The 12,174-nt window shown below is 45.0% G+C and carries 13 protein-coding genes and 1 other annotated feature; of the genes, 3 read left to right on the forward strand and 10 right to left on the reverse strand.

All coding sequences use genetic code 11. The features are described 5' to 3' along the window. Positions 1-89 precede the first annotated feature (89 nt). On the reverse strand, positions 90-1,058 hold the full coding sequence (locus AE2B122_RS09970; protein ID WP_371809516.1) for an iron-hydroxamate ABC transporter substrate-binding protein: 969 nt from the start codon (positions 1,056-1,058) through the stop codon (positions 90-92). A 118-nt stretch (positions 1,059-1,176) separates the two neighbouring features. Here AE2B122_RS09970 and AE2B122_RS09975 point away from each other — a divergent pair, with 118 nt between their 5' ends. Both AE2B122_RS09975 and AE2B122_RS09980 read left to right on the forward strand, forming a co-directional pair. Further along, complete coding sequence (locus tag AE2B122_RS09975; protein WP_175073958.1) at positions 1,177-2,178, forward strand: iron ABC transporter permease; 1,002 nt, start codon at positions 1,177-1,179, stop codon at positions 2,176-2,178. Then, on the forward strand, positions 2,175-3,182 hold the full coding sequence (locus AE2B122_RS09980) for an iron ABC transporter permease (protein WP_175073959.1): 1,008 nt from the start codon (positions 2,175-2,177) through the stop codon (positions 3,180-3,182). The genes AE2B122_RS09975 and AE2B122_RS09980 overlap by 4 nt, the downstream gene beginning before the upstream one ends. 20 nt (positions 3,183-3,202) lie before the next feature. Here AE2B122_RS09980 and AE2B122_RS09985 read toward each other — a convergent pair whose 3' ends face one another. The 4 genes from AE2B122_RS09985 to AE2B122_RS10000 are packed head-to-tail and all read right to left on the reverse strand — an operon-like array spanning position 3,203 to position 5,424. Next, entirely contained in the window at positions 3,203-3,427 is a 225-nt protein-coding gene (locus AE2B122_RS09985) for a DUF3977 family protein (protein WP_175073960.1), read from the reverse strand. Then, positions 3,424-4,200, reverse strand: coding sequence for an HAD-IIB family hydrolase (locus AE2B122_RS09990; protein ID WP_175073961.1), 777 nt, complete (start codon positions 4,198-4,200; stop codon positions 3,424-3,426). Before AE2B122_RS09990 ends, AE2B122_RS09985 begins: the two co-directional genes overlap by 4 nt. Beyond that, positions 4,197-4,712 carry a GNAT family N-acetyltransferase gene (locus AE2B122_RS09995; protein WP_175073962.1) on the reverse strand — a complete coding sequence of 172 codons (516 nt, stop codon included), beginning with the start codon at positions 4,710-4,712 and terminating at the stop codon, positions 4,197-4,199. The genes AE2B122_RS09990 and AE2B122_RS09995 overlap by 4 nt, the downstream gene beginning before the upstream one ends. A 13-nt stretch (positions 4,713-4,725) precedes the next feature. Further along, positions 4,726-5,424, reverse strand: coding sequence for a nucleotidyltransferase domain-containing protein (locus tag AE2B122_RS10000; protein WP_175073963.1), 699 nt, complete (start codon positions 5,422-5,424; stop codon positions 4,726-4,728). A 63-nt stretch (positions 5,425-5,487) separates the two neighbouring features. Continuing rightward, positions 5,488-5,703, forward strand: a binding site (T-box leader). Positions 5,704-6,002: 299 nt separating this feature from the next. Here AE2B122_RS10000 and thrS point away from each other — a divergent pair. Beyond that, complete coding sequence (gene thrS / locus AE2B122_RS10005; RefSeq protein ID WP_175073964.1) at positions 6,003-7,196, forward strand: threonine--tRNA ligase; 1,194 nt, start codon at positions 6,003-6,005, stop codon at positions 7,194-7,196. A gap of 29 nt (positions 7,197-7,225) precedes the next feature. Here the strand turns inward: thrS and AE2B122_RS10010 are convergent, their stop codons facing one another. From AE2B122_RS10010 to nikA, 5 genes are read right to left on the reverse strand one after another with little or no spacing between them, the layout of a single operon-like run. Then, positions 7,226-7,987, reverse strand: coding sequence for an ABC transporter ATP-binding protein (locus AE2B122_RS10010; RefSeq protein WP_175073965.1), 762 nt, complete (start codon positions 7,985-7,987; stop codon positions 7,226-7,228). Then, the gene (locus AE2B122_RS10015) at positions 7,984-8,772 is read right to left on the reverse strand and encodes an ABC transporter ATP-binding protein (protein ID WP_175073966.1); all 789 of its coding nucleotides are present in this window, start codon (positions 8,770-8,772) and stop codon (positions 7,984-7,986) included. Before AE2B122_RS10015 ends, AE2B122_RS10010 begins: the two co-directional genes overlap by 4 nt. Continuing rightward, the gene (gene nikC / locus AE2B122_RS10020) at positions 8,769-9,602 is read right to left on the reverse strand and encodes a nickel transporter permease (RefSeq protein WP_371809546.1); all 834 of its coding nucleotides are present in this window, start codon (positions 9,600-9,602) and stop codon (positions 8,769-8,771) included. The genes AE2B122_RS10015 and nikC overlap by 4 nt, the downstream gene beginning before the upstream one ends. A gap of 9 nt (positions 9,603-9,611) precedes the next feature. Then, the gene (gene nikB, locus AE2B122_RS10025; protein WP_095219754.1) at positions 9,612-10,556 is read right to left on the reverse strand and encodes a nickel ABC transporter permease; all 945 of its coding nucleotides are present in this window, start codon (positions 10,554-10,556) and stop codon (positions 9,612-9,614) included. Then, complete coding sequence (nikA, locus tag AE2B122_RS10030; RefSeq protein ID WP_254593473.1) at positions 10,556-12,085, reverse strand: nickel ABC transporter substrate-binding protein; 1,530 nt, start codon at positions 12,083-12,085, stop codon at positions 10,556-10,558. The genes nikB and nikA overlap by 1 nt, the downstream gene beginning before the upstream one ends. Positions 12,086-12,174: the final 89 nt, after the last annotated feature.

Genomic DNA, 12,174 nt, shown 5'->3' on the forward strand with positions numbered 1-12,174 from the left:
TGTTTTTTACAAGATTACAGCTACTTCTAGTATATGTCAAATTCAAAAAACTTCTCCCCCATTTTCACAGGGAAGAAGTCTATTCTTACTTACTTCACTAAGCTTTCAACTGCATCGTCCACGATTTGCTCGTTCGCAATCGGACCAGTGTACAGCCAGCTTGTGTCTTTATCGTATTTATACACATTGCCATCTTTGATAGCTGGTACATTTGCAAGCAATGGATCATCAAGGATTTCAGATCCATCACCTTCATCACTGTTAATCAAGAAGAGGTGATCGACATCCATCTCAGCCAATTGCTCTAGGGAAACTGGATTCCAGTTTGCTGTTGCGCTTTCGGAAATTTCTTTGACGCCTTCAGGAACTGTAATGCCTAGGTCGCCATATAGTACCGCACCGCTGGATAGGTTTTCACTAACGATGTAAAGCTGTCCGCCAACAAGCCAGATAGCTGCAGCTGATTCATCGCCAATTGCACCTTGGATCTGTTCTTTTGCATCTGAAGCTTTTGCATCATACTCATCCAGAACTTTTTGTGCTTCATCTTCTTTACCGAAGATCTCACCCATTGTCTGAAGTTCTTTGCGCCAGTCGCCATTTTCTTCCGTTCCCATTACGTAAGTAGGAGCAATCTTATTGTACTGCTCATATTTATCGCCTTCTACCATGGATGCAGAATCCATGATGATTAAGTCTGGTTTAACACTAGCTACTGCCTCGAAAGGAAGTGTGGAATCAATCGTTTGTACATCTTTCAAGCTGTCCTGCAAGTACCCTTGCGGAGAGCCGTTATTTACAGACCATTGTGCTACTGGTTTAATATCAAGCGCTACAAGGTTGTCCTCCAAATAGGAAGCTAGTACATTTTTAGGATTTGCAGGAACTTCAACTTCATGACCCATTGCATCTGTCACTGTACGAGTTTCGTTACTCTCCTGGTCAGAAGAGTTACTTTCGGCATTATCACTTGAATCGTTATTGCCGCAACCTGTTATAATGAATACAACACTGGCGAAGACTGCCAGAAGTAAAAACATACTCTTTCTTTTGAACAAGGGACTCACCTCTTGGTTTATGTTATAATCTCATATTAGATGATAACAATTCTCATTATCAATTACAAGCGTCATTTCATTCTTTTGGCATAGATAGAGCTTAGAAAGCGGGATAACGATGCAAGCACGCAGACTAGTTGGCACAATCATACTTATCGCAGGTATCACCCTGCTGATTTTTTCGATAGGATTATCCATTGCATTCGGTGTAGCGGATATTTCACTTAATACTGTCTGGAATAGTATTTTCCATTACGACGCTACAAATACATCACATCAGATCATTCACCGGCTTCGCATGCCTCGTTCTGTAGCAGCAGTTCTGATTGGCGCAATGCTTGCTGCATCCGGATCGATCATGCAAGGGATGACTCGTAACCCGCTTGCTTCTCCGCAAATCATGGGAGTAACTTCAGGTGCAACGTTCATGATTGCGATTGCACTCGTCTTCCTGCCTGGCATTTCCAATGTGAATCTGCTCCTATTCTCATTTATTGGTGCAGGACTTGGCCTTGGACTTGTTTTCGGGATCGGTCTTTTGGCCAAAACCGGATTAACACCAGTGAAGCTGGCATTGGCAGGGACTGCTGTCACTGCATTGCTTGGATCCTTTTCCAACGCAATGGCAATTCATTTTGATGTTGCTCGGGATTTGAGCTTCTGGTACGCAGGCGGTGTTGCGAATGTGCAATGGGATACGGTGAAACTGTTATTTCCTGCTGCTGCAATCGGTTTGGTACTGGCACTGTTCATCAGCGGATCCGTTACGACACTTAGTCTCGGAGAAGATGTAGCGACAGGACTTGGTTTGAAGACTGGCCTGGTGAAAGCAGCAGGAGTGCTTGTTGTGCTGATTTTAACAGGAGCTGCCGTTTCAGTAGGCGGTACAATCGGATTTGTCGGATTGGTTATTCCGCATATCACCCGGTTCCTCGTCGGACCAGATTATCGCTGGATTATTCCATGTTCAGCTGTATTAGGCGGTATCCTGCTGAACTTTGCAGATATTGCGTCCCGGATGATCAATCCACCCTTTGAAACACCTGTTGGCGCCCTCACTGCTTTGATCGGCGTACCATTCTTTATTTATCTAGCTCGGCGGGAGGGTAAGAACATATGATACACTCCGCGAAAAAAACGAGTCTGGTAGCGATCGGAATACTTGCTGCTATTCTCATTGTATTTTTCATCAGCTTGAATACAGGGACAATCCCCATCGGACCGGCCGATGTTGTAAGAACTTTGCTTGGTACGGGGGATGGCTCATTTGACGTGATCTTATTCGATTTCCGTCTGCCGCGTATGGTCATTGCACTATTGATAGGCATCGGAATGGGTATTGCAGGAGCAATTCTGCAAGGTGTAACACAAAATGGGCTGGCTGACCCAGGTATATTAGGAATTAATGCAGGTGCAGGCTTTGCTGTAGTCCTTTATATTTTCTTCCTGCAGGACAAACTAGCCGGCACAGGCAGTCTGCAAGTATTCATTATGCCACTATTCGCATTCGCTGGGGCGTTCCTGGCAGCAAGCCTTATCTATGCACTGGCATGGAAGAAGGGCGTCACTCCAGTCCGGCTTATCCTTGTCGGTATTGGTGTTAACGCAGCTTTCGGCGGTCTGATTATCGTCTTCCAGCTTATGATGGAACCGAAGGATTTCACGCAGGCGACTATCTGGCTGAACGGCAGCATCTGGCAAACGAGCTGGAATTATGTCTTGGCACTCTTGCCTTGGATTATACTGCTCGTCCCATATGCAATTTATAAAGCAAAAGCATTAAACGTTTTAACACTAGGCGACCAAATCGCCGTTGGTGTTGGAGCCCCGGTGCAAAAAGAGCGGACCATCCTGCTGCTACTTGCAGTTGCACTGGCGGGAGCTTGCGTAGCCGCTGGGGGGGCAATTACGTTCCTCGGACTTGTCGCACCCCACTTAGCCCGCCGTATCGTCGGTCCGAATCACAAGCATCTGCTTCCGATTTGTGCACTTATCGGAGCGCTCATCATGCTCGTAGCAGACACCTTGTCACGGACGATCCTGGCCCCTTCGGAGATTCCGATTGGATTGGTTGTCTCTGCAATTGGCGCACCTTACTTTATTTATTTGTTGATTAAAGAATGAACCCTCGCATTAGCGAGGGTTCATTTACTTACTATACCAATTATGAATTTGAAGGCTTTTCGGGCTTTTCTTTGTTTCTTCCATCCATCCTTTGTATCTAAGATGAATACAGATCGATTTATCCAAATATGGAAATGAAATAAGTGGAAATCTATCCCCTTCTTTTCATACTCAGTTCTATCTTCATTTTCACATTCTGTCCGTATCAGCCAGCGATTTCCCAATCCAATCTCTATGTATTTCACGCAAGCTCCATAATCGTTTTTTCATCAGTTAATTCCTTCAAGCAATCCACGATGGTCTGTTCGCAAATTTCATCCAAAGGAACAGCTCTATCTGCATATCGGGCTAATTCTTCATGCTCGCCAATCATCACCGCATACTTGGCATGACGAAACATCTCAATATCATTCGAATCATTGCCAAAAGCGATATACTCGTTTTCCTTGATTCCGAATTCTTGTATTGCACTCCATTTGTCGATACCTGGTGGGCTGATGTCAACAATATCCTCACCATGATGACGATGGACGCGAAGTCCTAGCTTTTCTGCCTCTGCAGCCATTTTCTCCTGATCAGCAGAGCTAAGGATAAGTATTTTCACTACCTGATCCAGATCCATCAACGGCACTTCTTCAGCCAGACTATTTGGATCCAGATTGGACTTTATCGGGTGCTCAGGATCTCCTGTATAAGCATAGTTCCATTCTCCGTCTATTAAGTACGTGGCTTTATATGTGTCGATAAGTTTCTTCATGGCAGCTAATTGAACAAATGAAAATGCTCGAGAGAAAATCACCTTTCCGTTACTGGAGATTAGGGAACCGTTGCCTCCTATCAGAGTGGTTGAATGAAAGTGCTCATCGATAACAGGCAGCAAATCTCGAATTGGTCGGGCCGAAGCGAAAATTACTTGGTGACCATTCAGCTCCAGCTCTTTCAAGGTGTCTATAATATTCTTTGTAACAGGTCTACCTTTGAAGCAGATCGTACCATCCAAATCAAAAATGAAAATCATCTACTCTCCTCCAAAATCAAAGCCATATGTATTTCTGAAATATATGTATCTCCGATTTTCAATGCATGCTTTTCTATACCAAATTGCTTGAACCCAGCTTGTTCGTAAACATGCTTGGCAACTGGATTTGTCACTGCTACAGCAAGATTTACCTTCTCTATCCCTTTTCGTTCTTTAGCTACCTGGATCATATGCGCTATCAGCATCTTTCCATACCCTTTTCCTCGTGTTGCCGGAGCCAGGTAAACCGCTACTAAATCAGCGCGGTGTCGAAGCTTAGCAGGCGTCTCATACCTCAGTGTGGCATTACCAACAAGCCTCTCATCCACAAATATCCCATATGTCTCAGCATCCGGACTCTCTAAATTCCCCTTTACTCTTTCTATCGGATTATCCTGTTTTATCGCATCTTCATAGGAGGTGCCGAATGCGTCAGGATGAGCCTGCAAGGCTTGTAGTCGTAGTTCCCAATATGCTTCTGCATCAGCTGCTGTCAATTTTCTTATTTTCATAGAGTTCTCTCCCTTACCCCAAATAATATCCTTCGAAGAGGCGACCACCGAATGGACCCAAGCAAGCATCTGCCAGCTGCACGATAGGTCCCTTATCTTGTTGTTTATAAAATGCTTCTAAGCTTTGTTCAAATTGAGTTGCAAGATTTGAATCCATGCTCCTCAGTTCCCGGTACATCCACTTACCAGAACCAATCCAATGCTTTCTGGTGCGAAGCGTGAATATGGCCAGATCATTGACGATTGCATTTGCCAGGAAATATGCTTCTCCGCCTACTTCTTTATCAAGGAAATCATCAATTAAATTCGTAATCATATAACGATTATGAGCGATTTTTTGTTTATCCCAAGGTGAAGGTCCAGCAGTGAATATGCTGCTTGCTTCGGATCTCATTTTTATAATGGCTGGCGAATCCTTCAGTATAATCGCTTCGCTCGCCATCCTGGGCATGGAAGGGATTCCTCTCTTGGCGTCACTGACAAAGAAATTCCGGTAAGCCTCTCCAGTGTAAACAAAAACCTCGACGGGCCAGCCATCAAAGAGCAGCGATTCTCTGTAAGCACGATTTTCTCCCTCATATAGAATAATGATATCCAAATCGGATGTAGCTGTAGCCTCCCCTCTGGCGCAGCTACCTGCAAGCAACGCACCTTCGCATTCCGGATGATTGGTTTCGATGAATCTTTTGGCAGTATCTTTTGGGTCTCTCAAAAAAAATCCCTCATTTCCATTTGACGGCTATATCCAGTATCTGTATAATGAGCATACAACAAAACAGAAGCGTTGATAAGGACAAGATGCACGCGTCTCTATCTTTCAGAGAGTGAAGGAATTGCTGGGACCTTCGCAGATAAGCACATGCATTACCACCTTGGAGCTATTACGGGGAAACACAAGTATCCGTAATCGGGAAGACCGTTATCGTATTTTGGAGCGTCAGCCGTATGCTGATGGAATTAGGGTGGAACCACGACCGCAATCGTCCCTTCAGGGGGATGAGTGCGGTCTTTTTGTTTACAATTTTATATCTTAAAAGCGATGCGAAGGACATGATTCAGATCTTCCCTCTCCTGACAGAAAGCAGGGTCACCGGCTGAGAGCCCTGCAGGAGAACGATTTGGATTACCACCTTCAAGCTATAGCGGGGAACTAGCAGTATCCGCTATCGGGAAATCCGTTATCACGAATGAAGCGCCAGTATTGGCGGAATTTTGGGTGGAACCACGACCACAATCGTCCCTATCACGGGAGGATTGTGGTCTTTTTTTATATTCAAAGGAGGAATTATCATGAACAAACAAGCAGAAGCAGAAAAACGAAACCATCGCAAACTCGGACAGCAACTCGAACTTTTCCTGAGCATGGAGGAAGCTCCAGGCATGCCTTTCTTCTTGCCAAAGGGAATGGTATTGCGTAATAAATTGGAGGAGCTGTGGAAAGAAAAACATTCTCAGGCTGGATACGACGAAATCAAGACTCCAATCATGATGAAGCAACAGCTCTGGGAGCAATCCGGCCACTGGGATCACTATCACGAAAATATGTATTTCTCAGAAGTGGATGACCAGCGCTATGCCATCAAACCGATGAGCTGTCCTGGTGCCGTACTCATTTACAATAGCAAGCTCCGCAGTTACCGCGATCTTCCATTGCGTTATGCGGAATTAGGACTTGTACACCGGCATGAACTGTCAGGTTCTCTGAACGGATTACTGCGCGTCCGGTCATTTACACAAGACGATGCGCATTTATTCGTACGCGAAGATCAGATCGAGCAAGAGGTCGAAAAAGTACTCCAGCTGATAGATGATTTTTACAGCCTGTTCGGCTTTACTTATGAGGTAGAACTATCCACTCGTCCAGAAGACTTCATGGGTTCACCTGCTGTTTGGGATAAAGCGGAAGCAGCCTTGGAGAATGTCCTTAAACGACAGGGAATTGCATATAAAGTCAACGCTGGCGATGGCGCATTTTACGGGCCCAAAATTGACTTCCACATTCTAGACAGCCTCGGACGCAGCTGGCAATGCGGAACTGTTCAGTTAGATTTCCAGATGCCTGAAAAATTCAACTGCAGCTATATCGATCAGGAGAACAGCCGCAGACAGCCAATCATGATTCACCGGGCTATCTATGGTTCAATTGAGCGCTTCATGGCCATTCTTATCGAGCATTATGCTGGGGATTTCCCATTCTGGCTTGCACCTGTCCAGGCAAGTATCCTTCCAATCAGCGATGCACACGCAGAGTATGCACATTCTGTTTGTGAAGAACTAAGGAAGGCGGGTTACCGCGTATCGGTCGACGATCGTTCGGAGAAAATCGGTCTGAAAATCCGGGAGGGTTCACAGCAGAAAATCCCTTATCTGCTTATTGTCGGAGACAGCGAAATGCAAAACAAGACAGTTGCTGTCCGAAAACGCCCAGAAGGGAATATCGGGGAGATGTCTGTAGGAGATCTAATTAAACAGTTTGAGGGTTAAGAAAAAGCGGGTGCTCCATGAGCATCCGCTTAAAATATACTGATCAATTCTTTTGTATACTCATGCCGGCGACTATCATAAATATCTTCTTTCTGGAACATATCTAGCAGCTCGCCATCTTTCATGACTGCAATGCGCTGACATAGCTGATAGACAGCTGCCAAATCATGCGAAATGAATAGATATGACATACCAAGTGATCTTTGCAAGGTAGCTAAAAGCTCGAGAATAGCTCCTTGAGAAAGCACATCCAGACTTGCTGTTGGTTCATCCAGAACGATGAGTTTGGGTTCGATGCTGATGGCACGCGCAATCGTTACACGCTGTTTTTGTCCGCCACTCAGTTCATGCGGATAACGATCACCCAGTTCTTTCGGCAGTTCCACTATTTCGAGCAGCTGCTCGACAAATGCTTGCTTAGAAGTGAAATGAAAGTGCTCTAACTGAAGCTCATTCTGGAATTGCAAGTATGGATCCAAAAGTGAATCTTTAATCTTCAACTTCGGATTTAAAGAAGCGGTTGGATTTTGGAAGACTGTCTGCACGTTGCGGCGATAGTCTCGAAGATCTTTCCGGTTAGCATTTGCAAGAGGTTTCTCATTAAATGTAATGGACCCTCCATCAACTCTCTCCACACCCAACAGACAGCGAGCAAGTGTACTTTTACCGCATCCGCTTTCTCCTACCAAACCTAAGCTTTCACCTTCTTCAATAGAAAGAGACACATCATTGACTGCCAGCTTGTCAGGATTATAGCTTTTTTTTAGATGATTGATCTCGATCACGGTCATGACTTGCTTACCTCCCTTACACGCATAGGAAGTGTTGGGGCAGCTTGTATCAGCTGCTTCGTATATGCATGCTCTGGCTGATGGACCAGCTTTTGTTTTGTTCCTGTTTCAATGACCTTACCGTCTTTCATGACAGCGATCTTATCCGCATAACGAACAACATGACGCCAATCATGTGTAATGAAAAGAATTGCACAACCTGTCTTTTGCTGCAGCTCCTGCAGCAAGGAAAGAATCCTATGCGCAGATACACTATCAAGTGCAGTCGTTGCTTCATCTGCAATCAGAATATCAGGTTCTAAGAGCAGCGCAAGCGCTATAGACGCACGCTGCAGCTGACCACCGCTCAGCTGGAATGGATATCTCTTAACAAAGCTATCGTCCAGGCCAACCGATTTCAGCGCCTCTATTATCATGCTGTTACGTTTTTGCTTTTCTTTCACTCCATGCGTTTGCAAATACTCATCCATATGCTGCTGGATTGTTAAAAATGGCGTGAAAGAGCCGTGATAGTCTTGGAATATATAACTGATCGCCTTTCCTCGCAACTCGTTCATTTCTGTTTTTGGGCGCACTATTATATTGGCGCCTTGGTAGTTTACACTGCCAGAGGCGCTTAAATTAGGTCCGAGCAGCTGACCAATCGCTTGTGACAGCATCGTTTTCCCGCTTCCGCTTTGACCTACGAGGGCAAACCATTCTCCTTTGTCGATTGTAAGGCTGACTTTATCGACAATCGTTTTCTCTCCATGTGATACGGTTAGATCTTTAATCGAAAGGATCATGGTTGCACCTCCTTCTTTACATCAAATTTATCTCGTAAATAGTCGCCGAGAACATTTGCTACTAACACTACTGCAACGATTGCTAATCCAGGATACACCATCATTTCTGGGTTTCCTTGGAAATATGGTCTGGATTCATTCAGCATGGCACCCCACTCTGGCGTTGGCGGCTGTGCACCAAGGCCAATATAGGAAAGCGAGGAAATGAGCAAGATGATCTTACCAAAATCCAGACTGGCCAAAACGAGCACGTTTCCGATAATATGCGGCAGCAGATGCTTACGCATAATTGTAAATGTGGAAAGGCCATTAATTCTGGCAATCGTGATATAGTCTTTTTGCACCTCTGTCAGTACGGTACTGCGCACCATTCTGGCGTAGTTAACCCATTTCACGAGAACGATAGCAAACAGCAGATTACCAATACCAGGTCCCAGCAGACCACTCAGGACAATAGCAATTACGGTATCCGGGAAAGCTAGGAAGCCATCTGCAATACGCATGAATACCCGATCAAGCCAGCCCCCTCTTAACCCAGCAAGCAGACCGAACGGAACACCGATGATAACTGCTGCTGCCAAAGCAATCATACTGTAGCCGACAGTCAGACGGAAGCCGAGTAGAAGCCGCGTCAGTACATCCCGACCTAAATGATCTGTCCCCATGGGATGCTCCCACGACGGAGATGCCAGACGATTCCCTACATCCGTCATCGTTGCATCGTGCTTCAAGTAAAGAAACGTATATGCCACTAATGCTAGCAATACAAGCAGAAGCCCACTGATCAGCCAGATCTTAGTCTTCTTTATTTTTTTCTGAGAAAGAGCCATAACACTCATCTAGCTGAGCTTCCTTTCTTTTAATCGAAGTTCAGGATTTACATAACGATAAGATAGGTCCACTAATGTATTCACAACGAATACAATAGCTGCCATCAGAACGATATAGCCTTGAATCAGGGGATAATCACGCTGGCGGATAGAGTCAACGACAAGCTTTCCTACACCAGGGTAAGCAAATAATACTTCCACCACGACTACACCGCCAATCAAGCTGCCCAGACTGACACCGAATACTGTGATGACAGGCGGCAAACTGTATCGGAAAGCATGCGAGAAGAAAATGCGTCTTTCCGAAATGCCGCGCGCTCTCGCTGCGCGGACAAACTCCTGACCTAAGGACTCCAATAGGCTGGAGCGGAGCAGCCGTACATACACACCCGCTATGGCAAGTCCTAACGTCACTGCCGGCAGTACAAGGGACAGCAAACTGTCACGCCCCATAGTCGGAAACCAGCTTAACTTCACCGCAAACACATCAATTAAGATAAGCCCGAGCCAGAAGCTCGGAACCGCAGCGCCAATGATGGAGAAATAGCGACTGATATGATCAATCCAGCTGCCTTTATACAATGCCGAGAGAGATCCTAATGGAATAGCAACCAAAAGCATAACAATCAAGGAACCGATAGTCAGCTCCAGGGTAGCCGGAAGCCCAGTCAGCAGCATCTCCGAAACTGGCTGACTCGTAATATAGGAATTGCCAAAATCAAGTTGGACAAAATCTAACAGCCATTTCCCATATTGAACAAGTAACGGATCGTTAAAGCCCATATCTTCCCTAAGCGCCTCTACCTGCTCCTGGCTGACATTCAGTTCATCCACATTCAGGATGGTTAGCGCCGGGTCTCCAGGCGCAAGACGAAGGAAAAGGAAACTGAAGAAGGTGACGAACAAGACGAACAGCACAACCTCCAATAATCGTCTCCCAATAATACGAAACATCACTTCACATCCAATTGATTTGTGATCATGTAATACTCACTTCTAGTTGTAACCCAGTTTTTCACTTTCGTTTCATCGTAAGCAACGAGTGTGTCTGGGTAAAGAACAAAGCTATTGATTTGATTCTCATCCACGTAGTTGGCAGCCGCTTCAGCTAGTTCTGCACGCTTGTCTGTATCCACTGTTACATTTAATTCATCTATGATTCTAGTCAATTCTGGTTCATCTGCACCACTGAAATTCAAAGCACCATCTGGGTGATACGTAGCATTCAAGTAATAGCCTGCATCACCGCGGGGAGCTGTCAGGTTACTGTATGTGGCCAAATCCCAATCCCGATTTGCTGCCATATATTCTTCCGGAATCTCGATTTGGCGCAGCTCTACATCAATACCAAGTTTTTTCGCATCTGATTGGAAAATCTGTGCAATCAATGGAAGGTCAGCTCTGGCAGAATACGTCAGCATCGTCAGCTCAAGAGGTTCCCCGTCTTTCTGCATTTTTCCGTCCTCTAGTGAATAGCCAGCTTTCTCAAGATAATCCTTTGCAACATCTTCTCCTGTTTCATGTTCACTATAACTAGGCGCAAATGGCAAGGAGTCAGGGAACGGACCTTTTGCCGGCTGTGCATAGCCAAGCAGCACAGAATCTACAATCTCGTCACGGTCAATCAATGCATCCACTGCCTTACGGACATTTACATCCTTAAGAGCTTCTCGCTGCATATTCATTGTCAATTGGTGCACACGGAAGGTTTCGGTTGATTCAACCTTAATGCCATCCTTCGCTTCCAAATTTTCAATGCTTTCCGTTTCTGGACGGAATACAACGTCGGCATCACCAGATTCTAATGCCAGGGATCGTGCGTTGGCATCTTCATTAAAGGAGAATGTGACAGAATCAAGCTTTGCTTTTTCATCCCAATAATCCTCGTTCCGAACAAGCTCCAATTTACTTCCCGGCGTAAAGGATTCCAATTTGAAAGGGCCTGTCCCAATCGGGTTATTTACAAAATCCCCAGCTGCCACATCAATAATTGATACATTTGGGTTTACAAGTTCTGAAACAAATTCAGGAAACGCCTGCGTATTCGTGATATGCAATGTCTTATTATCTGTTGCTTCGATAGAATCAATTTTCAATGCATTCTGGATAGCTACGTTATTCTTTAAAGATCTCTCCAATGATGCTTTTACCGCTTCCGCATCCATCGGCTCACCATTCTGGAAGTTGATACCTTCCCGAAGCTTGATTGTCCATTCTTTTCCTTCATCAGTACCATCCCAGCTCTCAGCCAGCCACGGTTCAATCGTTAACGTTTCTTCATTCAATCGGACCAACGTTTCTGTCATACCTGCACGCAAAGGTACATAACTGGAATCTACATTAGGATCCAAGGAATTCGTTGCAAAGTTATAGACGAAGGTCAGATGCTTCTTATCTCCCTCTGAATCTGCATTATTCGTACATGCTGCAAGCAGCAAGATAAGTACTGCTATTCCCATAGCCTTTAATAATAACTTTCTCATTCGTCTTCCTCCCCAAATCTATATATATGTAAATAAATTCGTAATCATTACGTTTTGTATATTATCGTAATGATTACGTTTTGTAAAGT

The sequence above is a fragment of the Terribacillus sp. AE2B 122 genome, from assembly GCF_902497585.1.
In the GTDB taxonomy this organism is placed as follows: domain Bacteria; phylum Bacillota; class Bacilli; order Bacillales; family Amphibacillaceae; genus Terribacillus; species Terribacillus saccharophilus_A.

What these genes read in the sequence shown, in the direction of transcription:
- AE2B122_RS09975 (WP_175073958.1), top strand. Translation starts at nt 1,177, where the DNA reads ATGCAAGCACGCAGACTAGTTGGCACAATCATACTTATCGCAGGTATC.
- AE2B122_RS09980 (WP_175073959.1), top strand. Translation starts at nt 2,175, where the DNA reads ATGATACACTCCGCGAAAAAAACGAGTCTGGTAGCGATCGGAATACTT.
- AE2B122_RS09990 (WP_175073961.1), bottom strand. Translation starts at nt 4,200, where the DNA reads ATGATTTTCATTTTTGATTTGGATGGTACGATCTGCTTCAAAGGTAGA.
- AE2B122_RS09995 (WP_175073962.1), bottom strand. Translation starts at nt 4,712, where the DNA reads ATGAAAATAAGAAAATTGACAGCAGCTGATGCAGAAGCATATTGGGAA.
- thrS (WP_175073964.1), top strand. Translation starts at nt 6,003, where the DNA reads ATGAACAAACAAGCAGAAGCAGAAAAACGAAACCATCGCAAACTCGGA.
- AE2B122_RS10010 (WP_175073965.1), bottom strand. Translation starts at nt 7,987, where the DNA reads ATGACCGTGATCGAGATCAATCATCTAAAAAAAAGCTATAATCCTGAC.
- AE2B122_RS10015 (WP_175073966.1), bottom strand. Translation starts at nt 8,772, where the DNA reads ATGATCCTTTCGATTAAAGATCTAACCGTATCACATGGAGAGAAAACG.
- nikC (WP_371809546.1), bottom strand. Translation starts at nt 9,602, where the DNA reads ATGGCTCTTTCTCAGAAAAAAATAAAGAAGACTAAGATCTGGCTGATC.
- nikB (WP_095219754.1), bottom strand. Translation starts at nt 10,556, where the DNA reads ATGTTTCGTATTATTGGGAGACGATTATTGGAGGTTGTGCTGTTCGTC.
- nikA (WP_254593473.1), bottom strand. Translation starts at nt 12,085, where the DNA reads ATGAGAAAGTTATTATTAAAGGCTATGGGAATAGCAGTACTTATCTTG.